The sequence below is a fragment of the Bradyrhizobium sp. NBAIM08 genome (assembly GCF_020193935.1).
GTDB classification, from domain to species: domain Bacteria; phylum Pseudomonadota; class Alphaproteobacteria; order Rhizobiales; family Xanthobacteraceae; genus Bradyrhizobium; species Bradyrhizobium yuanmingense.
Genome location: NZ_JADYVR010000002.1, coordinates 927,896 through 949,573, shown reverse-complemented (window position 1 = coordinate 949,573; position 21,678 = coordinate 927,896). Strand labels below are relative to the sequence as shown.

Genomic DNA, 21,678 nt, shown 5'->3' with positions numbered 1-21,678 from the left:
TCAGCGTCTCCTGGTGCCGAACACGGAGGAGAATCGGGTCGCGCCGTGCGATGGCGCGGCCGGGCGGGGCGGGGGAGGCGGCGGCGCCGGCGGAGTTGGTTCGCGCGGCGGCTCTCTTGTCGCCGTCACCGGCGCGCGGTCGTAGGTCGTGCGCTGCTGCGCCGGCGCAGCGGGCCGGCTGCGCGAATCCGTCGGTGTTGGCGGGATCACGGCGCGGCTGCCGCCGCCGTCCTTGCGCGAGGAGGCGCGCCTGAACTCGTCGCGGATCGGCCATTTGGCCTTCTCGGCGGCAACCTGGACGCACTCGATCAGCGCGGTGTTCTTGGCCTCGCGCCGATGCGCCTTCATGTCGCCGTCGCGATAGGCGTTCAGAATCCGGAACTCCATCGGGTCCATGCCGACGAGGTTTGCGAGCTTGTCCATCTGGCATTCGATGGCAAAGTCCATTGCGGTGACGCCGAAGCCGCGCATGGCGGTCGCCGGCGTGCGGTTGGTGAAGACGCAATAGACGTCGCCATAGACGTTCGGGATGGTGTAGGGGCCCGGTAGATGCGCGGCGCATTTCACCGCGGCATAGCTCGATAGCCGCGTATAGGCGCCGCTGTCGAAATAGGCGCGGATCTTGCGCGCGACGATGCGGCCGTCGCGCATCACGCCGTCCTTGATGTAGATGCGTTCGGCGCCGCGCGGCGGGCCGTACTGCATCTCCTCCTCGCGGCCGAACACGTAGCGCACCGGGCGCCCTGTCAGCATGGCGCCGAGGATCGCGAGCGGTTCGGTCAAGGTATCGACCTTGCCGCCGAAGCCGCCGCCGACCGTGCCGCCGATGAAGTGGAAGGTGTTGGATGGCACGTCCAAAATCTTCGCGCAGGTGTCGACCGAAAAGAACAGCGCTTGCGTCGAGGTATAGACGACGTAGCGGCCGTTGGTATCGGGCGCGGCGATCGCGCCGTTGGTCTCGGTCGGCGCGTGCTCGATCGGCGACATCTGGTAGCGCTGCTCGAGCACGTGGTCGGCGGTTGCGAGCGCGGAATCGGCATCGCCAAAGCGCAGGCGCTGGTGATCATAGACGTCGTGATAGATGAAGGCGTTCTTCGGATAGGTCTCGTTCACGACGGGCGCACCCGGCTTCAGCGCATCCTCGACGTCGAACACGGCCGGCAGCGGCTCGTAATCGATCCTGACTTTTGCGATCGCCTCGAACGCCTCGCGCTCGCTGTCGGCGACGATAGCGAGGATCGGTTCGCCCTTGTAGCGGACCTTGTCGACCGCCAGCGACGGCTCGTCGTCCTTGCCGAAGTTGATCAGGCTGAGCAGCGTGTTGAGGTTGCGTGGCACGTCCGCGCCACGGATGATTCGGCGCACGCCTGCCGAGCGCTCGGCCTCGGTGGTATCGATGCGGCGCAGCCTTGCATGGGCCTGGGTCGAACGAACGACCTTCAGGTGCAGCATGCCCTGCAGCTTGTGGTCGTTGAAATAGCTGGACGTGCCCGTGATGTGGCCGAGCATGTCCTGCCGCTGCGTGCCCTTGCCGATTTCCTTCAGGTTATCGTCACGCTCGTCGGCGAAGATGTCCTTGCGCAGTTCCAGCATGGTCTGACCTCAGGCGCTGGCCCGGCCGCCCGCGGCGGCGAGGATGGCATTGATGATCGGCTCGTAGCCGGTGCAGCGGCAGATGTTGCCGGAGATCGCCTCGATCACCTCAGTCCGGCTCGGGGCGGGATTGCGGTCGAGCAGCGCCTTTGCAGCCATCAGCATGCCCGGCGTGCAATAGCCGCACTGGGCGGCGAAATTGTCGGCAAAGGCGCGCTGCAGCGGATGCAGGTTCGGGCCTTGCTTCATGCCGTCGAGCGTCTCGACCGAGCGGCCCGCGACGGTCTCGGCGAGCGTCAGGCAGGAGAGGTGAAGCTCGCCATCGATCAGCACGCTGCATGTGCCGCAGCCACCCTGGCCGCAGCCGAATTTCGGCGTCATGTCGCCGATCAGCTCGCGCAGCGCGACGAGCAGGTTCGTGCCGCCGTCGACGAAGATCGCGACGTCGCGGCCGTTGTGGCGAAACTGCAGGGGGATTTTTGTCATGGCGAGCTATTCCTGTCCCGATAGCAGGCGCCGCAGATGCACGCCGACGATCTCGCGGCGATACCAGGCGCTGCCGAGCGCGTTGTCTGAGGGCGAAGTTCCTTCTGTGGCGGCAGAGGCCGCAGCTGCGATGGTCGCCGCATCCAGCGAGCGGCCCTCCAGCGCGCGCTCGGCGGCGCGAGCGCGGATCTGGGTCGGCGCCATCGAGCCCAGCGCAATCCGCGCACCCGCAATCCGTCCGCCGCTGACCGGCAGATGCGCGGCAAGCGTGATCACCGAGCCGCCCTTCGGCTTGATGCGCGCGATCTTGCGATATCGGAACGCCTCGCTGCTTGCCGGCCGCGTGCAGGACACCGACAGCACCAAAGTTCCGGCCTGACGCTCGCGCCCCTGCAGAAACTCCTCGATCGGAATATCGCGCGAGCCGAAGCCGCCTTGAACCGCAATGGTGGCGTCGAGCGCCAGCAGCGCCACGGTGAAATCGCCGTAAGGGTTCGGCGCGAACAGATTGCCGCCGACCGTGCCCATGTTGCGGACGGCGGGACCGCCGATCGAGCGGGCAGGGGCATGCAGGAAGGCGAGGTCGCGTTCGGCGAGCACGCGCGCGAAGGTCACGCCGGCGCCCAGCGTGATGCGTGGACTTGAGGCGTCGATCCGGGTCAGCGCCTGGTCCTGCGCCCGGACGATCGTCGAGATCGAGACGTCGCCTTCGTTCAGCGCCCGCATCACCAGCGTGCCGCCGCCGAGATAGCGCGCGCTCCGGTCCGACGACAGCGCGCCAGCCGCCTCGCTCGCATTCGTAAAGGTCTTTACCGTCACGGCCATGGCTTAAGCGGCCTCCTTCAGATGGCGGCGGATCGCCTCGAATCCGGCCTGATAGATGTCTTCCGCGACCATGTGGGTGATGCGGTCCTTGTCCTCCGGCTTCGTCGTGAACCGCGATTCCCAGTGCCAGAAGGTGCGGTCACCGTCGGTCACCGGCAGCAGCCGGACATGCGCGACGTAGTTGAACATCGGGACCGGCGTATCGAGCAGGCAATAGCTGAAGGTCTGTTCCAGGTCGGACAGTGCCAGCAGCTGCTCGCGGAGCTCCGAGCCGTCATTCAGCTTGAACCGTCGCACGCAGCCGATCTTGTCGGCGGATTGCGCGCGTTCGATGGAGGAGGTCGCAACCGCCGGGTGCCAGCGGTCGTGCCCGTTGAAATCGCGCAGCACGTCCCACACCGCGTCCGTCGGTGCGTTCAGGATCGTGCTCTTGACGATATGCGGCACGGCTAGCCTCCGAACACGCGCTTCAACGCGTCGAAGCCGCCCTGGAACACTCCGCCGCCGATATTGTTGACGAGCTCGGTCTCCCGTTCCGGGGCGCAATCGAACTCGGCGGTCCATTCCAAAAACGTCTGGTCACCGTCGGTGACGGGCGTCAGGCGCAGGGTGGCGACGTAGTTCTCGACGCCCATCGGCGATTCCAGGATCGAGTAGGTGCAGAACATGTCGTAATCGGAGAGGCCGAGCAGCTTCTCGCGGATGCGGTCGCCGTTGCGCAGACGGAAATCCCGGACACAGCCGATCTTGTCGGCGGGCTCGCCGCCCTCGATCCGGCTTTCGGCGATGGCCGGGTGCCAGTTCGGCAGGCCGTTGAAATCGCGCACCCGCGCCCAGACGCGGTCGTTGCGGGCGTTGACGACGGTGGAGACGTAGACGCGGGCCATTGCTTAAGACCTCAGCTCTTCTTCCGTGGCCCGCGCTCGGCGGGCGGCTCGCCGCCCTCAGTCGCAGGCGGAGCGGCGGCCGGCTTGTCACCACCGCCACCACCTCCGCCGCCGCCCTTGCGCGCGGCCTCCTTGATGCCCTGCATGTCACGGGCCTCGCGGATCAGTCCCGGCATCTTGGCCAGGCTGCCGCCTTCGACGCCGATATCCGACAGGATCGAGTCGATCAGCGGCGCCTGGACTCGGTAGCGTAGCGCCGAGTCGATCACCTCGTCGGTGGCGCTGCGGCCGCCATTGCCGTTGCCGTGGCCGTTGCCGTTGAGGCCGTCGACCTGGAGGATGCGGATGCCTTCGATCTTCTCCATCGGCTTGACGCTCTCGCGCACGATGCCCTCGATGCGGTCGAGCAGCTTTCTGCGGAACAGCGAATAGCGTGCCTGGTCGGTCAGCACGTTCTCGGCTTCGTTCAGCATGCGTTGCGCTTCGGCTTCGACCGCGGCGCGCACGCGCTCGGCTTCGGCGGCGATGCGGGTCTCTTCGGCCTGCTTCTCCGCCAGCAGAACCTCGACGGTCTTGCGCCGTTTGGCGATCTCGCTCTCGCGGGCGGTGACGACGCGCTCGGCGGCTTCGGTCGCCCGGATCCGCGCCTCCTCGGCGGCTGCGCGCGCGGCCGACTCCTCCAGCGACTTCTGATGGATCGCGATCGCCTTCTCCATCAGCACCGTCTCGACGTCCTTCTCACGATTGACCTCGAGCTTGCGCAGCTCGCGCTCGCGGCCGATGCGGGCCTCGTCGAGGCCGCGGTCGGAGGCGATGCGGGCACGCTCGACTTCCTCGCGCGCAGCAATCTCGGCCTCCTGGAGCGACTGGACGCGGGCGACCTCGAGCTGCTCGATGGCGCGGCGCCGCTCGATGTGGGCGGCCTCCAGCGCCTGCTCGCGCGAAACGTCGGTGGTCTCGACCTCCTTGCGCGCCACGATCTCGGCCTGCCGGACCTGGCGGTCGGCGTCGATCCGCTCGGACTTCTTGGTCGACAGCGCGATGACGCGGTCCTCGTCCGCGATCTCGATCGCCTTCTTCTGCTCGATGTTGAGCACTTCGCGCTTCTTGGAGGAATTGATGCGCTCGGCCTCGAGCGCCAGGTCGACCGTGATGCGCTGCCGCTCGATGGCGTCGCGCCGCTTCAGCTCGGCCGCCTCGAGGACGCCGGTCCGCTCGATCTCGAGCGCGCGCGTCTCCCGTTCGGCCTGGATGCGCTCGGCCGCAACCGCCTTTTCCTGGGCGATGCGGGCCGCCTCGATCGCCTCGCGCGAGGCGATGTCGGCTTCCTCGACGGCGCGGTTGCGGGCGATCTCCAGGGAGCGCACGCGCTCCTCCTGCGCGATGCGCGAGGCTTCCGTGGTCTCGCGCGCGGCGATGCCGGCGACGTCCAGCGCCTGGTTGCGCTCGATCTCCAGCTGCCGTGTGTTCTGCTCGGCAGCGATGCGCTCGGCAGCCAGCGTCCGCTCCCGGGCAATGCGGGCGGCCTCGACCGCGCGCTGCGCTTCGATCTCGGCCTCCTGGATGGTCCGCACCTGCTGGATTTCCAGCGCGCGGGTACGCTCGTCCGAGGAGATACGCTCGACATTGACGATCAGCGTCTGGGCGATGCGCGCCTTTTCGGTGGCCTCGCGTGCGGCAATCTCGGCCTCGTCGACCGCGCGCGTCCGCTCGATCTCGCGGCGCCGCGTCTCTTCCTCGTTGGCGATGCGGGCGTCGGTGACGACGCGGTCCTGCTGGATCCGGGCCTTTTCGATCGCCTCGCGCGCGGCGATCTCGGCTTCCTCGACCGTGCGCATCCGCTCGATTTCGCGCTGGCGCACTTCGCGTTCCGAAGCGATGCGTGTGGTATCGATCGAGCGCTGGTTGGCGATCCTTGTCTTCTCGATCTCCTCGCGCGCCAGCAGCTCCTTCTCCTCGATGGTGCGGGTCCGCTCGATCTCCTTCTGGCGGGTCTCGCGCTCGGAGGCGATACGGGCCTCGGCGATCGCCTGCTCATTGGCGATGCGGGCGCGCTCGATGGCCTCGCGGGCGGAAATCTGCGCCTGTTCGGCCTCGGTCTCGCGCAGTGCCCGCTCGCGCGCGACTTCGGTGCGCTGAAGCGCACGGCGCATCTCGATGTCGCGTTCCTGCTCCAGGCGCGCGGTCTCGCTCTCGCGCTCGATCTCCAGCGCCTGCCGCTCGGCTTCGAGGTTGCGCGAGCGGATCTTGATCATCGAATCCTGCTCGATGTCGTTGCGCAGCTTGCGTCTGGCCTCGATGTCCTCCATCAACCGCGTCAGGCCTTCGGCGTCGAAGCGGTTCGAAGGGTTGAAGAACTCGAGATCGGTCTGGTCGAGATCGGTGATCGCAACCGATTCCAGCTCGAGGCCGTTTTGGGCGAGAGCTTCCGCCGCTTCGGTCTTGACCCGCGCGACGTAGTCGCCGCGACGCTCGTGCATTTCCTCCATGGTCATCTCGGAGGCGACCGAGCGGATCGCGGAGATGAACTTGCCGGCCAGCAGTGCGTGGAGCTGCCCGGGTTCCAGGGTGCGGCGGCCGAGTGTCGCCGCGGCAATCGAGACGGCCTCCCGGGTCGGCTGCACGCGGACATAGAAGTCGGCCTCGATGTCGACGCGCATGCGGTCGCGGGTGATCACGGCATCCTGCTTCGAACGCACGATGCCCATCGGCAGCACGTTCATGTTGACGGGGGTGTAGTCGTGGATGAACGGCAGCACGAAGGCGCCGCCATTGATCACCACGCGTTCGCCGAGGAAGCCGGTGCGGACGAACGATGTCTCCTTGGAGGAGCGGTGGTAGAGCCAGTTCACGATATAGACGCCAACCACGATCACGATGATCGTGACGATCAGCCAGAGGATCAATTCACCGACCAACATCCCTGACATCTTTTCCTCCCTCGAACCAATCAGGCGTTATCGCGCGCCGATCGCCTTGAATTGCCGCACCTGTTCCGTCAGCGCCCGCTCCACCGGCAGCCGCTCCATCGAGGACGCCCCGTAGAAGCCGTGGCAATGACGGGTGTTCTTCATGATGAAATCGGCGTCGGCGGGATCGGCGATCGGGCCGCCATGCGCCAACACCAGGATGTCCGGATTGACGCTGAGCGCGGCATTGGCCCAGGTGTCGATCCGCGCCGGGCAGTCGTTGAGCCTCAAGGCGGTCTGCGCACCGATCGTGCCGCCGGTGGTCAGACCCATGTGGCAGACGATGATGTCGGCGCCGGCGATCGCCATCGCCGCGGCTTCCTTCTCGCTGAACACGTAGGGCGTGGTCAGCATGTCCTTGTCGTGCGCCCTGGCGATCATGTCGATCTCGAGCGCATAGGACATACCGGTCTCTTCGAGATTGGCGCGGAAGGTGCCGTCGATCAGGCCGACGGTCGGAAAGTTCTGGACGCCGGCAAACCCGAGTGCCTTCAGCTGGTCGAGAAAGACGTCCATGTCGCGGAAGGGATCGGTGCCGTTGACGCCCGCCAACACCGGGGTCTGGTCGACCACGGGGAGCACTTCGCTCGCCATTTCCAGCACGATGGCGTTGGCATCGCCATACGCCATCAGGCCCGCGAGCGAGCCGCGCCCCGCCATGCGGTAGCGGCCGGAATTATAGATGACGATGAGGTCGACGCCGCCGGCTTCCTCGCATTTGGCTGAGAGCCCGGTGCCGGCGCCGCCGCCGACGATCGGCTCGCCGCGCCTTGCCATGTCGCGAAACCTTTTCAGCAGCGCCGCGCGTTCAAACCTGGCCATCGGTCACCTCGCTACTCTCCGCCGCACCCCGGTGCGCCCGAACAGGGTTCGGAACGCACCGACGATGGCGGCGGCGAAATCGGGATCGTTGATGTTCTTAGGGATGCGAATGAGCTGGCGGTTGCCGGTCTGCCGCACGGTCCGCTCCAGCGTGCGGAACAGCGCGGCGTCGGCATCCGGATCCCAGAACGGCTGGCCTCGTGCGTCGAGGGCGGAGACGCCGCCCTCGGGCAGGAAGAAACGCACCGGGCCATCCATCTGGTTCAGCCGCTCGCCGATCCAGCGGCCCATGCGCTCGTTCTCTTCCACGGTCGTCCGCATCAGCGTCACCTGCGGATTGTGGACGTGGAATTTGCGGCCGCGATAGCGCTCGGGAACGGTGTCGGGTGCGCCGAAATTGACCATGTCGAGTGCGCCGACCGAGCCGACATAGGGCAGGCGGCTGCGGATGACCGCGCCAAAGCGGTCCTCGGTCGCGGGAAACACGCCGCCCATCAGGAGGTCGCAGACTTCAGTCGTGGTGAGGTCGATCACGCCGGCGAGCTGGCCGGACTCCACGAGCTTCTCCATCGAGCGTCCGCCGACGCCGGTCGCATGAAATACCAGGCATTCGAAATCGCCGCGCAAGTCGGCGGCGATCTTCTGCACGGCCGGCGTGGTGACGCCGAACATGGTGATTCCGATTGCGGGCAGTCCGCCGGCCTCGCGCGCCGTGGCGGCACGCGTGTCGAGCCGCGCCTTGACCATGCCGGCGAGCGCGTTGGCGCCGTTGGCCAGCACCGCGCGTGAGATCGAATTGAGCCCCTGCACGTCGGTGACCGAGTACATCATCGTGATGTCGGCCGGGCCGACATAGGGCCCGACATCGCCCGAGGCGACGGATGAGATGATCAGCTTGGGAACGCCCACTGGGAGCGCGCGCATGCCCGGGGCGACCAGCGAGGCCGCGCCCGAGCCTCCGGCGGAGATTACGCCGGCGACATTGCCCTGGCGCTGCAGCCAATTCGCAAACGCATCCGCCATTGCGGTCACGGCGGCTCCGCGATCGGTGCCGAACACGGCGGAGCCGCCGCGGCCGTGGTTCAGGGCGATCTCCTGCGCGGAGACATCGCAGGAGGAATGCTTGCCGCTGGTCGAGACGTCGACCAACCGCGTGCGCAGGCCGCTTTCGGCTATGATGTCGCGGATGTAGCGCAGCTCCTGGCCCTTGGTATCGAGCGTGCCGACGACCAGCACCACCGGCGGGCCCGAAGCCTGCGCCGCCACCGGTTCGTGCTTGCGCCGCGCCGTCTCGTCGAGCCGGGCGACCTGCGTCGAGAGCGTCCGCGCCGCGGCCTCGATGCGGGCGATCGGCACCGGTTGCGACCATCGCGTCGGCAGCGTTGGATTGGAGATGTAGATGCGCACCGGCCCGTCGCGCCGTGGCGCCGGCGCCGGCTTCGTTTCGGCGCCGGATGCGGCGATTTCGATATCCGGTTCGAGCTCCGCATGAAGCCCGACGCCGAGCAGGCGCTGCTGTAGCTCGCGGTCCGCGGCAAGGCGCGCGGAGTCGATGATGCGGTTGATGCGGCCGTTGACCATGATCGCGACGTTGCGCGAGATCGCGGTGGCGACGCCGATGTTCTGCTCGATCACGAGCACGGACATGTCGCCGTCGTCGCCCAGCCGCAGCAGCATCTCCTCGACCTGCGCGACGATGACGGGTGCGAGGCCTTCGGTCGGCTCGTCCATGACGAGGAGATGCGGATTGGTGAGCAGCGCGCGCGAGATCGCCAGCATCTGCTGCTCGCCGCCGGAGAGCTGGCCGCCGCCGTGGCCCTTGCGCTCGGCGAGGCGCGGGAATGTGTCGTAGATGCGCTCGACGGTCCATGCGCCCGAACGCAGGCCGCCGGCGAGCTGCAGATGCTCGTCGACGCTGAGCGAGCGCCACAGGCGTCGTCCCTGCGGCACGTAGCCGACGCCGAGCCGGGCGATCTGGGCCGGCGGCCGCCGCGTGACATCCTCGCCGCGGACGCGGATCGAGCCGCCGCTCACGCCGACCAGCCCCATGATCGCCTTGCACAGCGTGGTCTTGCCCATGCCGTTGCGGCCGACGACGGAGAACACGCCGCTCTCCAATGTGAGATCGACGCCTTGCAGCGCATGCGAGTGGCCGTAATAGACGTCGAGGCCGCGAACCTCGAGCGCGGGATTGCTGCGGCGGACCTCATTCATGGCCGCCTCCAAGGTAGAGCTCCTGCACCTCGGGGTCGGACTGGATCTCTTCCGGCACGCCTTCCTTGAAGACGCGGCCGTTGTGCATCATCGTGACGCTCTCGACGACGCGCAGCGCAACGTCCATGTCGTGTTCGATGATGATGTAGCCGATATGGGCCGGCAGGGAGGTCAGGATCTCGATCAGCTCGGCCCTTTCCGTTGGCGACAGGCCCGCCGCCGGCTCGTCGAACAGCACGAAGCGCGGCGCACCGGCGAGCGCGAGCGCGATCTCGAGCTGGCGCTGCTGGCCGTGGGCGAGCTCGGCCACGCGCTGGTCCTTCACCGCGGATAGATGCACGGCCTGGACCAGGTTGTCGGCCGCGTGCATCAGGGCATCGTTCTGCCCCGGTCGCAGGAACGAGAAGCGTCCGCGCGAGACGCCGCGGCAGGCGAGATAGACGTTGTCCTGCACGGTGAGGCCGGGGAACAGCGCCGAAATCTGGTAGGTGCGGCGCAGCCCGCGGCGGATGCGCTCATAGGGCGGGAAGTGCGTGACGTCCTCGCCGAAGAAGCGGATGGTGCCGGAGGAGGGTGGGAAGTCGCCCGTGATGCAGTTGAACAGCGTGGTCTTGCCGGCACCGTTCGAGCCGAGCACGGCGCGCCGCTCGCCCGGCCGCACGGTGATGGTGACGTCGGTCAGCGCGGCGAGCGCGCCGAACAGCCGCGTCACGCCGCGCAGCTCCAGCGCAGCGCCGGCACCGACTGCGGAGAGGCGTTGGGCGACGCTATCCATGGCCGCGCCCTCCACTGGTGCGGCTCACCTCGCGCCGTTGATGCTGACGCCAGCGCTGCCAGAGGCCGATGACGCCGTCCGAGGACCAGAACACGATGGCGAGGAAGCCGAGCCCGATCAGCAGGCGGAAGCGGTTGCCGTCGAGTCCGAGTCGGACCAGGAAGTCGAGCGCGAAGGTGCGCAGCAGCACGAAGATCAGCGCGCCGATGAAGGGCCCGATCGGGCGCGTGATGCCGCCGACGACGGCGATGATCAGGACGTCGATGCAGGCGCCGACGCTGACCGAACCCGGCGAGATCTGGCGATAGTTCCAGACCTGGAGCACGCCGGCCAGCGCGGCGACGAAAGACGCGAAAGCATAGGCCGCGACGCGGTGCGCATTGACGTTGAAGCCGAGCGCCGCCATGCGCCGCGGATTGTCGCGCACACCCTGGAGCGCCAGGCCGAACGGCGCGCGCGAGAGGTATTCGACCGCGAAATAGCAGAGCGCGGCAACCGCGAGCACGACATAGTAGAAGGGAATGTCCGCGCGCCAGTTCACGCCCCAGAAGCGCGGCGTGGCCACGGTGTTGATGCCGGTATGACCGTTGAAGATCGCCCAGTTCTGGTTGGTGAAATAGTAGAAGGCCGCTCCGATCGCGAGCGTGATCATGATGGTGTAGATGCCTTCGGTGCGCACCGCGAGCGCGCCGCCGAGCGTGCCGAAGGCGGTCGCCAGCGCGAGCGCCATCGGCACCGCGAGCCACCACGGCCAGCCCAGGCTGATATTGGGGTTGCCGCTGACGCCGAACACCGCGACCATGTAGGCTGAGAAGCCCGCGATGGTGAGCTGCATAAGGCTGACCATGCCGCCATAGCCGGCAAGAAACATGAGGCTCAGCGCCACGGTGCCGAGGATCAGCGTGGTCGCGAAGATCTCGATCAGAAAAAAGCTGCTCGCGATCAGCGGCATGATCAGGAGAATGGCCGCGACGGCCCAGGCAGCGGGGTTGTTGATCTCCGGCCATGTCCGGGCGGGGGGCTGCGCCTTGGTGGCGCGGCCTACGGCAACTGGGGCATCGTGGGCGAGCGACATCTCAGCGCCTCGCCAACAGGCCTTGCGGCCGGATCGCCAGCACCAGCACCATGATCAGGAAGGTCACGACGATGGCGTAGGTCGGGATGTAGACCGAGCCGAGCTGCTCGGCGAGGCCGATGATCAGCGCGCCGAGCGCGGCGCCCGGAATCGAGCCCATGCCGCCCACGATCACGACGACGAGGGACGCCAGCAGGAAACGGATGTCTTCGCCGGGCGACAATGACTGGAAGGTGCCGCCGACGACGCCAGCGATGCCGGCAAGCCCCGCGCCGAAGGCGAACACCCCGACGAAGACGAGCTGGATGCGCACGCCCGTCGCGGCGAGAATATCGCGGTCGTCGACGCCGGCGCGGATGATCATGCCGATCCGGGTGCGGTTGAGCGCGAGCCACATCGCGACGCCGATGACAACGGAGGCCACGAAGATCACGAGCCTGACGAGTGGATATCTGAGGTAGACCGGATCGCCCGAGGATTTGATCGCAGTCACCAGCGGCAGCTCGATGGGACCGATCAGCCATTTCGGGGTCTGGATCTGGTAGAAGTCGCCGCCGCAGGCCCATAGCATGAGATCGGCAAACACGATGGACAGCCCGATCGTCACCATGGTCTGCCTGAGATCCTGGCCCTCCATCCGGCGGAACACGATCACCTGCAGCAGCACGCCGACGACAGCGGTCAGGACGAAGGCGACGATGAAGCCGAGGATCCACGAGCCGGACGATGTGCTGATGGCATAACCGATATAGCCGCCGAACAGATAGAGCGAACCGTGCGCGAGGTTGACGTTGCGCATCAGGCCGAAGATCAGCGTGAAGCCGCTGGCGACCAGAAAATAGAGGCCCCCGAGCGTGATGCCGTTGAACACCGCGTTGAGGAAGACGCGCTTGCGGCCGATCGCCTCTTCCAGCCCCGGCGGCCAGACTGCGAAGATCAGCCAGAGCGCGACCGCAATCGCGATGATCGTAATCAGCGCCCAAGCCGGATGGCGTTCGACGAAGCGGCTCATGGCTTCACCTCGCCCCGCTTGCGGGGAGAGGTCGACGCGTAGCGCCGGGTGAGGGGGACTCTCCGCAAGCCAAACTGCCGCCGCACTTGCGGAGACTCCTCCTCACCCAGACCCTCTCCCCGCAAGCGGGGCGAGGGGGCATGCAAGCCGTTGCCGGCTGCTGGCCCTGCCATGAGCGAACGTCCTCCCGTCACGCGCGATCCTCTTTTCCGGGATCGCGTTGCTGGCATCCTAGCCAAGCGGCGAGGGCGACATTTGATCGTGAGTATCTTTTCGTGGCCTGCGCTCAGGCGCGCAAAACCTTGGCGGCGCGACGATAATCGGTCGGGGCCATCCCGACATTGGCGGCAAAAAAGCGCGTGAAACCGCTCTGTGAGGAGAAGCCGAGATCGAAGCCGATGTCGGCGATCGGTGTCTCGCTCGCCACCAGCGCTTCGAGCGCCTGTTCCATGATCAGCGTGTTGAGATAGAGGTTCGGCGTGACGCCGGTCTGCACGCGGAACAGCCGGTAGAAATGCGGTCGCGACAGGCCGGATTCGCGCGCGATGGTGTCGAGCTCGATTTCAGCGCCGGGGCTCTCCGACATCATCTTGATGCACTTGCGGACGCGAAAGTCGGTGACGGCGCCGCCTGCGCGCGGATCGCGCGCGATCTCGGCCTGCTGCCAGCTTTCGTCGTAGCAGATGTCGATCAGCCGCCTCAGCTCGGAATCGAGACTGGAGAGCGATGGTGCGCCGCACACGAGCGCGGCGGTCCGCCTGATGTGCTTGTCGAGTGCTGGCGTGCGCTTGAACTGGGTGCGGCCGAAGCGCAACCGGTCGGAGCCGGAGGCATCCGGCGCAAACCATTCGGCGTTGACGTAGAGCACGAAGAAGATGGCGCCGCCCTCAAGATCGGTCGGCAGAAAGTTGTGCGGTTCCCAGGGATTGACAGCGACGACCGACGTCTCGGTGAGATCGTAATGCCCGTCGGAGACGTCAATGCATGCCGACATGCCGCCGACATGGAAGATCAGATGACCTTCGCGATGGGCGTGGATATTGAAAGGCCGGTTCAACTGATAAACCGTCGCCCGGCCGAAGCGGCCATGGAAGACGGCGAGCGCACGGCTCATGCCTTCCCCTCCCGAATGTTCTTGTCTTTTCGGCCAGCCTTCAACAACACCGCCGAGATTGCAAGAGCGGAGAGCGACCGCGTCAGCGAGTCGCTCCCCGGTTGCGTCTGCCTGACGTGATGCGTCAGTACTTCTTACATTCCGGCACGGTGCGGCTCGGCAGCCCGATCTTGGAGAACACGGCCGGGTCGTAGCCGAGCGTCTGGTTCACGTTCGGGATCACCTTCACGACCTTGCTGAACAGCGCGCCCTTGCCGTCGTCGACGACTTCGGTGACGAAGTTGGTGCCGATCGCCTGGCGGTTGGAGTCGAGCTTGATCTTGCCGTTCGGTGCGTCGAGCTCGATCTTCGCCAGTGCTTCCTTGTACTTGGCCTGGTTGTTGGAGAGATCGCCGTTGACCTGACGCAGTGCGAGGATCAGCGCCATGGTTGAATTATAGTAGTTGGTGGCGAGCAGCGACGGGCTCGGGAAGCGCTTGTTGGGCGGGAAGGCGTCTTGATAGGCCTTCACGAATTTCTGCCAGCCCGGATCCTCCCAGGTGTCGGCCTGTCCGCTCGCCGCGATGGTTCCGATCAGCGCGTTCTTGGCGTTGCCCTTCGACGACAGGATCGTCTGGTCGATCATGATGGAACCGCCCATCAGATGCGCCTTGCCGCCGGCCTGCTGATACTGGTTGAGGAAGTTGACGGCGTCGGCGCCGCCAAGCCCGAGATAGATGGCATCGACGTCGTCGGGCAGGGCAGCGATGACGGAGGCGAAGTCCTTCGTTCCCAGCGGCACCCATTGCCGGTTGGTGACCTGTCCGCCCATGCCGCAGAACTCGAGCACCAGCCCGAACACCTGGGTATAGATGAAGGAATAGTCCTCGCCGACGGTCGCGATCTTGCGATACTTCTTCTCTTCATAGGCGTATTTGCCGAGGCCGATCTGCCACTGCGCGCCGTCCATGTTGTAGCGGAAGAAGTTCGGTGCCGGGTCGACATAGGTCGTTTCCTGCGCACCGGATGCGGCATTGATGAACGTCAGCCCGGGATGGCTCTTGGCAAAATTCTTGACCGCGATGCCTTCGTCGCCGGAGAGCGGCGACAGCAGGATCTGTACCTTGTCCTGCTCGATCAGCTTGCGCACGGCGCGCACGGCGGAGTCCGGCGTTGCATCGGTCGAAGCGACGATGAATTCGAGTTCCTTGTCGCCGACCTTCTTGCCGAGCACGTTGAGCGCGGTCTGGTGGCCGCGCATGCCGTCCTCGCCGAGCACCGTGTAGGTGCCCTCGAGCGTTGCGGTCACGCCCACCTTGATCTTTTCCTGGGCGATCGCCGCGCCCGAAAGAAACAGGCTGCTCAACGCGAGCAGTCCGATGCTGCATTTCGACATGTGCTCCTCCCTGTGTCATCGCTTGTTGCCGCGACGAACCGTATGATGCCCGTGGCTCTCGAAGCCCGCGGCTTTGGAGGAAAGCTAACCGAAGTCGGATGCGCTGCACCCATCGCGGCCTCGTTCGGCTTGACCGGTAGTCTCATTTTTGAATGTTGCGGCGCGAGTGATTTTCGCGGTGCAGCAGGACGCCGCGCTAGCTGTAATCTTCGCCGAGAAACTGGTTGATCGCATCGAACGCCTGCAGACGGTTCTTCTCCAGCAGAACCATGTGCGTGCCTTCGCCAATCTCGACCCATCGCCGGTAGGGCGCATGCGTCAGCGAAAGGAAGAAGTTCTGCGCCGAGGCGATAGGAACGTCCTGGTCCCATTCCGCGTGGACCAGGAGCACGGGCACGCGAATGTCGGCGGCGTCATAGAGCCTCTTGCCCGCGGCCCAGTATTCGCGGATGTCCAGGATCGGGCCGTTGACTGCACGCATGATGGCAGGCGCTTGCGCGCTGCCTAGCGGGTCGGTGGCGAGCGAGATATTGGCCCAGCGCTCGAAGCCGCCCGCCGGGATCAAGCTCGATCGTGCCGCTTCCGGCGCAGCCGAGAGCCAGCGCGTCCTGAAGTCCAGCACGCGAACGTTGCGATAGCCGCCGAGGCGCCCGCCTGCATCGATCGGAGCTGGGCCCTGCAGCACCCAAAGCGGCGCGACCAGCGCGAGCTTGACGACCTTGTCGTTGTTGCCTGCAGTGTAAGCGCCGGCCACCGAGCCGCCCCAGGACATGGCAACCAGATTGAGGCGCGCGATCCTGCGCTGCTTCAGGATGTGTGCGACGGCGCTGGCGAGGTCACGCACGCCGGCTTCGGTGCGCACGAGCGGTGCGGACTGCTCCGGCGGGATGTCCATCTCGGACGGGCGGGTCGACTGGCCATAGCCGCGCACGTCGAGCGCGAAGACGTCGTAGCCATGGCCGGCGAGATAATCCATGAACGAGAGGCCGCCGAGCGGCGTATCGAAAAGGCTTCCCGATGAATAGGTCGCGCCGTGCATCATCAGGATGGTTCGCTCGGCGGAGAAGGTCTCGAGCGCCGCGGGACGCTTGTTGCGCAGGTGAAGCGAAATTCCGGCCGTGTCGCTCGGGATCATGAGATCCTCGACTACGATCTTGGGCCTGTCGACGCGCGCGCTGGCGTGCTGATTCATGATCGTTCTCCGTTCAGACGAATTGCCAGGTGAAGCGTCCTCCGGTGCGGCTGACGCGGCCGACCGATGACTGTGCGAAATGGGTGGTGAAGATGATTGAGCCCCGCTCGGCAGCGTCCTCCAGCACGAAGGCGCGCGAGCGCAACGCGGCTTCCGGGAATTCGCAGAAGCAGGAATTGAGCGAAGGCTCATACACCTGGAGCGGGTGGTGCATCACGTCTCCGGCGAACAGCGCCTCCTCGCCGCGTGAGACGAGGCGGATGGAGGCGTGATCGACGCTGTGGCCGGGCGTCGGGACGAACGAGATGCCCTCGATGGCCTCGCTCCCGTCCACAGCGATGAGCCTGGCAAGTCCGGCCTCGATCACCGGCCGGACGCTGTCGTCATAGACACGGTCGGCCGGCTTGCGCAGCGCGGGGCCGAGGGCCGGGGCCGGGCGGGCCGCTCCGGTCGGCTCTGTGCCCGTCGCGAGGCTCTCGCCATAGGCCTGCTCGATCGCGGAGAAGACGTAGGTCGCATTCGGGAAGGTCGGGACCCAGCGTCCCTCGACGAGACGGGTGTTCCAGCCGACGTGATCGGCGTGCACGTGGGTGAGCAGCACGTAGTCGACCTGCTCCGGCGTGACGCCCGCTGCGGCCAGCCGCGCCAGGAACGGTTCGTTGAGCCGGTGAAGCGGCGGAATCTCCGGCCGGTTCTTGTCGTTGCCGGTGGCCGTGTCGATCAGGATCGTGTGGTGCGGTGTCCTGACCAGCCAGCTGTGAATGCTCTGGATGAAGGTGCCGTTCGCAGCATCGAACGAGCCCGCTTCCAACTCGTCGCGATTGCGCTCCAGCGCCTCTGGCTCGCCTCCCGGATAGAGCGCGTCGAACCTGAATGCGGCAAGCCGCAACTCGTCGATCCGCGTGACGGATGCTTCGCCGACCTGATAGGTCTTGGCCGCGTGAATCATCAAGATGTCCTCCACTGGACCGCGGCGTAGGGCTGGTTGCCCGGGCCGCGGTGACAATGAGGTACGAAGCGCGCCAGGCCTTGGGGAGAGTCGCGGGCTCGATAGGTCCCATCGACATTGTCGATATCGGAAAGGATGCTGGCCCAGCTTTTCACGCCGGCGTTTTGGCCCTAACCCTCGTATCGCGGCTCGTCGCGGTCGCGACATGCCCCAGACGGAGGTGCCACCGATGCAGGATGCGGAACACGGCCGGGGTCGGCCGGCCGATGATAACGATCTCGCCGAGATCGACCTCGGTCTGTTGCTGGCTCTGGAGGCTCTCCTGCGCGAGCGGAACGTGACGCGCGCGGCCTCCCGGCTCAATATCGGGCAGCCTGCGCTCTCGGCGCGGCTGAACCGGCTGCGGCAGATCTTTGCCGATCCGCTGTTCGTACCCGCCGCGAGCGGGCGCGGCGTCGTGCCGACGACGCGGGCGGTGGAGTTGCAGACGGCGCTTGCGGACGTGCTCGGCAAGCTTCGTCGCATGGTGGAGGGGCCGGCTGAGTTCGACCCCGCCAAGAGCCAGCGTACCTTCATCGTTGCCATCCACGAGAATCCGGCCGTGACGCTGGCGCCCGGCCTGGTCGCGCGCTTGACCGCGATGGCCGAGCGGGCGCGGCTCGCCCTTATTCACCCCGCGCGCGATGTCGTGGATCAGCTCGAAAGGGGAGAGATCGACATCCTGGTGACGGGCGCCGACCGCGCACATGGCGAGCTGATGCAGCGGCCGCTGTTCGAAGACGGCTTCCTGTCCGCACAGCGCAAGGGTCATCCCCGCGGCATCGGTCCGCTCGATCTCGACAGCTTTTGCGCGCTCGACCATCTGCTGATCTCCGCCGATGGCGGCGGTTTCTCGGGCCTGGTCGACGACGCGCTGGCGGTGCTCGGCCGCTCCCGGCGCGTCGCCGTCTCGATTCAGACCTATGCGCTGGCGCCGGTCATCCTTGCGCACAGCGACTGCATTTGCACTCTTCCGCGGCGCTTCCTGATCCGTTTCGCCCACGAGCTCGATCTCACGCCACCGCCGCTCGATCTGCCGCCCGCTCGCATCGTCGCGCTGTGGCATCCGCGCAATCAGGAGGACAAAGGCCACGCCTGGCTTCGCGAGTGCCTATACCAGGCGGCTGCCGCTTGATCGCGACGTGCCCTCACGTGGGGAGGAGCGGCGCTGTCAGGTTGTAAGTTCTGATTTCTGGAATGAAGTCGGCCAGCTTGCATTCGTTGCGTCCGGTATGCCGCCTGCCGCCTTCCTGAGCTGCGTGCCGAGATGGGCAGGTGCCTCGAAGTATCACCGGATCGCCATTACCGCCGGCTTTCGCCCCTTGTATCCTTGCTCGATGCCGAGCGCAGGAGAGCGCATGATGCGCCGGGCCTGACGACCGGCGGCAAGCCGGTAGCGAGCCCCCCGGCTGGCCACTGACGTTGCCGGCGGGCGATCGCCCGAGACGCCAGCTGGCGATCCATTGATTGCATCATCCGGACCTGCTCCACGCTGACGATTGACAAGCGAATTATTACATGTCTAAAAATATGCAAATTCATATAATCCGTGAGATGCCTGAATGGACGTGCATCCGCTCAAGCTCAAGGTCAGGTCGTATGTCGCGGAGACGCCGTTCATACGGAGCCTTGTGTTTGGTGTGGAGGACGGCGTCGTGCCGCAATGGCAGGCAGGTGCGCATCTCCGCGTCGCGCTCCCGAATGGCGGAGACCGGCCGTACTCGCTGATGGCGTTGCCGGGACTTCCTGAAGATGCGCTGGCGCTTGGTGTCCTGCGCGAGGAGGCTTCGAGCGGCGGCTCGCAGTTCATGCACGCGCTCAAGGTCGGCGACGTCGTGAAGGCGAGCGCGCCGGTCAACAATTTCCGACTGCACGAGGGAGCAGCGCCGGCGCTGCTGTTCGCCGGCGGCATCGGCATCACGCCCGTTCTGTCGATGGCGGCGGAACTGGCGGCGCGGGGAAGCTCATATCGCCTGCACTATGCCGGGCGCACGCAAGGATTGCTGGCGTTCCTGCCGCAATTGCAGGAGATCTGCGCCGGAGGGCTGTCCGTCCACTACGACAGCGATGAATCCCGCCTCGACATTGCCGCGGCGCTCGACGATGCCGCAGCAAACGCCCACGTCTATGTCTGTGGCCCTTCGGGCATGATCGAGGCGGTGAAGGCCGGTGCGGCCGCCGCCGGGGTGGCAGCCGATCGCGTTCATTACGAGCTCTTCAAGTCCGAGCAGCCGTCATCGCCTGACCGGCCGTTCGAGGTCGAGATCAAGTCGACCGGGCAGGTTGTCGGCGTTGCTGCGGGGCAGACCATCATCGAGGCGCTGGAGGCGGCCGGTTTCGACGTGCTCTACGACTGCCGGCGCGGCGATTGCGGCATTTGCCAGTGCGGCGTGATCGCGGGAGTCCCCGATCATCGCGACGTCATCCTCAGCGACGAGGAGAGGGCGTCCAACAAGATCATGCAGATCTGCGTGTCACGCGCGAAGTCGGAACGTCTGGTGCTGGATCTCTAGGGGAGGCGAGGGACGTCATGAAAGGATACGGCGGGAATGCCCGTGCGATTGCGGCGCTGGTGCGCGAGGCCGAGGTGCATCGCGACGTCTATGTCGATCCCGAGATCTTCGAGCTCGAGATGGAGCATCTGTTTCCCAACAGCTGGGTCTATGTCGGCCATGCCAGTCAACTTGCAAAACCCGGCGATTTCATCACGGCCAATATCGGCCGGCAGCCGGTCATAGCCAGCCGCCATACCGACGGCTCCATCCATGTGTTCTACAATCGCTGTCCGCACAAAGGCGTGAAGATCGCGTCCGAACCCTGCGGCAACACCGGAAAGTTCTTCCGCTGCCCCTATCACGCATGGTCTTTCAAGACCGACGGCTCCCTGCTCGCGATCCCGCTGAAGAAGGGCTACGAGGGCACCGGCTTCGGCGACACCCAGGCCAATGAGGGCTTGTCGAGGGTCAGGAACGTCGTCATCTACCGTGATTTCATCTTCGCTCGCCTGAGCGATGAGGGCGTCTCCTTCGAGGATTATTTCGGCGAAAGTCTCTCGACCATCGACAACATGGTCGACCGCTCGCCGGAGGGGAAGCTCGCGGTCCAGGCGACGCCGATCCGCTACATGCACACGTGCAATTGGAAGATGCTGGTCGAGAACCAGACCGACACCTGCCATCCGATGGTGGCGCACGAGAGCTCGGCCGGCACCGCGGTCAAGGTCTGGAAGCGCGAGCAGGGCGATTCCACGGAAACACCGATGGCGGTGCAGCTCTACGGTCCCTTCATGAGCCCGTACGAGTTCTACGAGCAGAGCGGCATCCGGATCTGGCCGAACGGCCACGGCCACACCGGCGTCGCTAACTCTATCCATTCGAACTATTCGGATATCCCGGGCTATCTGGACCAGATGGTCGCAGCCTATGGCGAGCAGCGCGCGCATGAGATCCTTGGCGAGGTCAGGCACAACACCGTCTACTTCCCGAACATCATGGTGAAGGGCGCTGTCCAGATCCTGCGCAATTTCATCCCGATCGCGGTCGACAAGACGCTGGTCGAGAGCTGGGTCTATCGCCTGGTCGGCGCGCCCGACAAGCTCTACGAGCGCGCATTGATGTACAACCGCTTCATCAACGCGCCGACCTCGATCGTCGGCCACGACGACCTCGAAATGTACGAGCGGGCGCAGGAAGGACTGAAGTCCAACGGCAATCGATGGGTTAATCTGCGACGGCTCTACGACGGCCATGAAGAGCAGGACGTCACGGCGGTGATCAACGGCACGTCCGAGCGGCAGATGCGCAACCAGTTTCACGCCTGGGCGAAATTCATCACCATGGACATGGACAAGCGCATCGAGGCTGCGGAATGATCGGCGAGAACACCATCACGGACTTCATCTATCGCGAGGCGGAGCTGCTCGACACCATGGAGTGGCAGGCCTGGCTCGATCTGTTTCACCCCGAAGGGCGTTATTGGATGCCGCTGGAATGGCAGCAGCAGGATCCGGTGCTGCAGCCGTCCCTGATGTACGAGGATCTGCTGCTCCTGAAGGTGCGGGTCGAGCGGCTCGCCGGCGAGCGCACCTTCAGCCAGAAGCCGAAGAGCCGTTGCCATCATCTGCTCCAAGCACCGCGGATCGTCGCGTGCGATCCTGCTGTCGGAATGTTCAAGGCCCGGACCTCCTACATCTACACCGAGACGCGCGGCGATATGCTGGAGCGCTATTCGGGATGGGCCTCGCACGAGCTCGTGCAGGTCGGCGATGCCCTGAAGATCAAGCTCAAGCGCGTCGATCTCGTCAATTTCGATGCGCCGTTCGGCAACATCCAGCTTTTCATGTGAGACTGCC

19 protein-coding genes are annotated in these 21,678 nt (G+C 65.9%); 4 read left to right on the top strand and 15 right to left on the bottom strand.

Going from position 1 to position 21,678, the window contains the following annotated elements; translation table 11 throughout:
- The 15 genes from I6F37_RS10605 to I6F37_RS10535 form a co-directional block, all read right to left on the bottom strand.
- Window positions 1–1,593, bottom strand: a complete 1,593-nt coding sequence (locus I6F37_RS10605) for a xanthine dehydrogenase family protein molybdopterin-binding subunit (RefSeq protein WP_225151136.1) — start codon at window positions 1,591–1,593, stop codon at window positions 1–3.
- Between the two features lie 9 nt (window positions 1,594–1,602).
- Window positions 1,603–2,079: a (2Fe-2S)-binding protein gene (locus I6F37_RS10600; RefSeq protein WP_109144206.1), complete on the bottom strand. Its 477-nt coding sequence runs from the start codon at window positions 2,077–2,079 to the stop codon at window positions 1,603–1,605.
- Between the two features lie 6 nt (window positions 2,080–2,085).
- Window positions 2,086–2,904 carry a xanthine dehydrogenase family protein subunit M gene (locus tag I6F37_RS10595; RefSeq protein ID WP_225125947.1) on the bottom strand — a complete coding sequence of 273 codons (819 nt, stop codon included), beginning with the start codon at window positions 2,902–2,904 and terminating at the stop codon, window positions 2,086–2,088.
- Between the two features lie 3 nt (window positions 2,905–2,907).
- Complete coding sequence (locus I6F37_RS10590; RefSeq protein WP_225125945.1) at window positions 2,908–3,351, bottom strand: SRPBCC family protein; 444 nt, start codon at window positions 3,349–3,351, stop codon at window positions 2,908–2,910.
- A gap of 2 nt (window positions 3,352–3,353) precedes the next feature.
- Entirely contained in the window at window positions 3,354–3,791 is a 438-nt protein-coding gene (locus I6F37_RS10585; protein WP_225125943.1) for an SRPBCC family protein, read from the bottom strand.
- An 11-nt stretch (window positions 3,792–3,802) separates the two neighbouring features.
- Window positions 3,803–6,721, bottom strand: coding sequence for a flotillin family protein (locus I6F37_RS10580; RefSeq protein WP_225125941.1), 2,919 nt, complete (start codon window positions 6,719–6,721; stop codon window positions 3,803–3,805).
- Between the two features lie 27 nt (window positions 6,722–6,748).
- Window positions 6,749–7,582 (bottom strand): phosphoenolpyruvate hydrolase family protein, encoded by an 834-nt coding sequence (locus I6F37_RS10575; protein WP_074448191.1) that lies wholly within the window; start codon window positions 7,580–7,582, stop codon window positions 6,749–6,751.
- 3 nt (window positions 7,583–7,585) lie between these two features.
- Complete coding sequence (locus tag I6F37_RS10570) at window positions 7,586–9,796, bottom strand: ABC transporter permease (RefSeq protein ID WP_036013356.1); 2,211 nt, start codon at window positions 9,794–9,796, stop codon at window positions 7,586–7,588.
- Window positions 9,789–10,571, bottom strand: a complete 783-nt coding sequence (locus I6F37_RS10565; RefSeq protein ID WP_036013359.1) for an ABC transporter ATP-binding protein — start codon at window positions 10,569–10,571, stop codon at window positions 9,789–9,791. Before I6F37_RS10565 ends, I6F37_RS10570 begins: the two co-directional genes overlap by 8 nt.
- Complete coding sequence (locus I6F37_RS10560) at window positions 10,564–11,646, bottom strand: branched-chain amino acid ABC transporter permease (RefSeq protein WP_225125939.1); 1,083 nt, start codon at window positions 11,644–11,646, stop codon at window positions 10,564–10,566. The genes I6F37_RS10565 and I6F37_RS10560 overlap by 8 nt, the downstream gene beginning before the upstream one ends.
- A gap of 1 nt (window position 11,647) precedes the next feature.
- On the bottom strand, window positions 11,648–12,658 hold the full coding sequence (locus tag I6F37_RS10555) for a branched-chain amino acid ABC transporter permease (protein ID WP_225125937.1): 1,011 nt from the start codon (window positions 12,656–12,658) through the stop codon (window positions 11,648–11,650).
- Window positions 12,659–12,944: 286 nt separating this feature from the next.
- On the bottom strand, window positions 12,945–13,772 hold the full coding sequence (locus I6F37_RS10550) for an AraC family transcriptional regulator (RefSeq protein ID WP_036013364.1): 828 nt from the start codon (window positions 13,770–13,772) through the stop codon (window positions 12,945–12,947).
- Between the two features lie 124 nt (window positions 13,773–13,896).
- Window positions 13,897–15,147 carry an ABC transporter substrate-binding protein gene (locus tag I6F37_RS10545; protein WP_036013367.1) on the bottom strand — a complete coding sequence of 417 codons (1,251 nt, stop codon included), beginning with the start codon at window positions 15,145–15,147 and terminating at the stop codon, window positions 13,897–13,899.
- 196 nt (window positions 15,148–15,343) lie between these two features.
- The gene (locus I6F37_RS10540) at window positions 15,344–16,339 is read right to left on the bottom strand and encodes an alpha/beta hydrolase (RefSeq protein ID WP_225151134.1); all 996 of its coding nucleotides are present in this window, start codon (window positions 16,337–16,339) and stop codon (window positions 15,344–15,346) included.
- 13 nt (window positions 16,340–16,352) lie between these two features.
- A complete protein-coding gene (locus tag I6F37_RS10535) occupies window positions 16,353–17,288 on the bottom strand; it encodes an MBL fold metallo-hydrolase (RefSeq protein WP_225151132.1) in 936 nt (311 codons plus the stop codon).
- A 229-nt stretch (window positions 17,289–17,517) separates the two neighbouring features.
- Here I6F37_RS10535 and I6F37_RS10530 point away from each other — a divergent pair, with 229 nt between their 5' ends.
- The 4 genes from I6F37_RS10530 to I6F37_RS10515 all read left to right on the top strand — a co-directional run bounded on the left by I6F37_RS10530 (window position 17,518) and on the right by I6F37_RS10515 (window position 21,671).
- The gene (locus I6F37_RS10530; RefSeq protein ID WP_036023805.1) at window positions 17,518–18,462 is read left to right on the top strand and encodes a LysR family transcriptional regulator; all 945 of its coding nucleotides are present in this window, start codon (window positions 17,518–17,520) and stop codon (window positions 18,460–18,462) included.
- Window positions 18,463–18,889: 427 nt separating this feature from the next.
- Window positions 18,890–19,840: a PDR/VanB family oxidoreductase gene (locus I6F37_RS10525; RefSeq protein ID WP_225151130.1), complete on the top strand. Its 951-nt coding sequence runs from the start codon at window positions 18,890–18,892 to the stop codon at window positions 19,838–19,840.
- A gap of 17 nt (window positions 19,841–19,857) precedes the next feature.
- The gene (locus tag I6F37_RS10520; protein WP_225151128.1) at window positions 19,858–21,198 is read left to right on the top strand and encodes a Rieske 2Fe-2S domain-containing protein; all 1,341 of its coding nucleotides are present in this window, start codon (window positions 19,858–19,860) and stop codon (window positions 21,196–21,198) included.
- Window positions 21,195–21,671, top strand: coding sequence for an aromatic-ring-hydroxylating dioxygenase subunit beta (locus I6F37_RS10515; protein ID WP_225151126.1), 477 nt, complete (start codon window positions 21,195–21,197; stop codon window positions 21,669–21,671). The genes I6F37_RS10520 and I6F37_RS10515 overlap by 4 nt, the downstream gene beginning before the upstream one ends.
- Window positions 21,672–21,678: the final 7 nt, after the last annotated feature.

Bases quoted from the DNA above. Each gene is read 5' to 3' on its own strand.
- I6F37_RS10580 (WP_225125941.1), bottom strand. From the start codon at position 6,721: ATGTCAGGGATGTTGGTCGGTGAATTGATCCTCTGGCTGATCGTCACG.
- I6F37_RS10520 (WP_225151128.1), top strand. From the start codon at position 19,858: ATGAAAGGATACGGCGGGAATGCCCGTGCGATTGCGGCGCTGGTGCGC.
- I6F37_RS10535 (WP_225151132.1), bottom strand. From the start codon at position 17,288: ATGATTCACGCGGCCAAGACCTATCAGGTCGGCGAAGCATCCGTCACG.
- I6F37_RS10560 (WP_225125939.1), bottom strand. From the start codon at position 11,646: ATGTCGCTCGCCCACGATGCCCCAGTTGCCGTAGGCCGCGCCACCAAG.
- I6F37_RS10530 (WP_036023805.1), top strand. From the start codon at position 17,518: ATGCAGGATGCGGAACACGGCCGGGGTCGGCCGGCCGATGATAACGAT.
- I6F37_RS10565 (WP_036013359.1), bottom strand. From the start codon at position 10,571: ATGGATAGCGTCGCCCAACGCCTCTCCGCAGTCGGTGCCGGCGCTGCG.
- I6F37_RS10545 (WP_036013367.1), bottom strand. From the start codon at position 15,147: ATGTCGAAATGCAGCATCGGACTGCTCGCGTTGAGCAGCCTGTTTCTT.
- I6F37_RS10570 (WP_036013356.1), bottom strand. From the start codon at position 9,796: ATGAATGAGGTCCGCCGCAGCAATCCCGCGCTCGAGGTTCGCGGCCTC.
- I6F37_RS10515 (WP_225151126.1), top strand. From the start codon at position 21,195: ATGATCGGCGAGAACACCATCACGGACTTCATCTATCGCGAGGCGGAG.
- I6F37_RS10575 (WP_074448191.1), bottom strand. From the start codon at position 7,582: ATGGCCAGGTTTGAACGCGCGGCGCTGCTGAAAAGGTTTCGCGACATG.
- I6F37_RS10550 (WP_036013364.1), bottom strand. From the start codon at position 13,772: ATGAGCCGTGCGCTCGCCGTCTTCCATGGCCGCTTCGGCCGGGCGACG.
- I6F37_RS10525 (WP_225151130.1), top strand. From the start codon at position 18,890: ATGGACGTGCATCCGCTCAAGCTCAAGGTCAGGTCGTATGTCGCGGAG.
- I6F37_RS10540 (WP_225151134.1), bottom strand. From the start codon at position 16,339: ATGAATCAGCACGCCAGCGCGCGCGTCGACAGGCCCAAGATCGTAGTC.
- I6F37_RS10555 (WP_225125937.1), bottom strand. From the start codon at position 12,658: ATGAGCCGCTTCGTCGAACGCCATCCGGCTTGGGCGCTGATTACGATC.
- I6F37_RS10600 (WP_109144206.1), bottom strand. From the start codon at position 2,079: ATGACAAAAATCCCCCTGCAGTTTCGCCACAACGGCCGCGACGTCGCG.
- I6F37_RS10585 (WP_225125943.1), bottom strand. From the start codon at position 3,791: ATGGCCCGCGTCTACGTCTCCACCGTCGTCAACGCCCGCAACGACCGC.
- I6F37_RS10605 (WP_225151136.1), bottom strand. From the start codon at position 1,593: ATGCTGGAACTGCGCAAGGACATCTTCGCCGACGAGCGTGACGATAAC.
- I6F37_RS10595 (WP_225125947.1), bottom strand. From the start codon at position 2,904: ATGGCCGTGACGGTAAAGACCTTTACGAATGCGAGCGAGGCGGCTGGC.